General features: G+C 62.9%; 1 protein-coding gene. It reads right to left on the reverse strand.

Annotated features, from left to right (window positions below):
* On the reverse strand, positions 1-262 hold a 262-nt coding region (locus EN804_RS36970; RefSeq protein ID WP_135922471.1), incomplete at its 3' end, for an FAD-dependent oxidoreductase.
* Positions 263-278: the final 16 nt, after the last annotated feature.

Raw genomic sequence — 278 nt, forward strand, 5'->3', positions numbered from 1 at the left:
AGCGCCAGGCCGCCGGATCGACCGTCGGGCGAATGATCAGCGGTGCATGTTTCATGAACAGCCATTTCATGGCCTTGACCGGAATGCCCGGCGCGGCCCAGGGCGAAGAATAGCCGGGAGAAACCTCACCCGCATTGGCAAAGCTGGTCTCGAGCGCTGCAGCCGGCTGCCGGTCGATCACCGTCACCTTGTGCCCGGCTTTGGCCAGATACCAGGCGGATGTCACGCCGACGACGCCGGCTCCGAGGATAGTGACGTTCATGATCGTCTCACTTGTG

It is taken from the genome of Mesorhizobium sp. M8A.F.Ca.ET.161.01.1.1 (assembly GCF_004792105.1).
Lineage (GTDB): Bacteria > Pseudomonadota > Alphaproteobacteria > Rhizobiales > Rhizobiaceae > Mesorhizobium.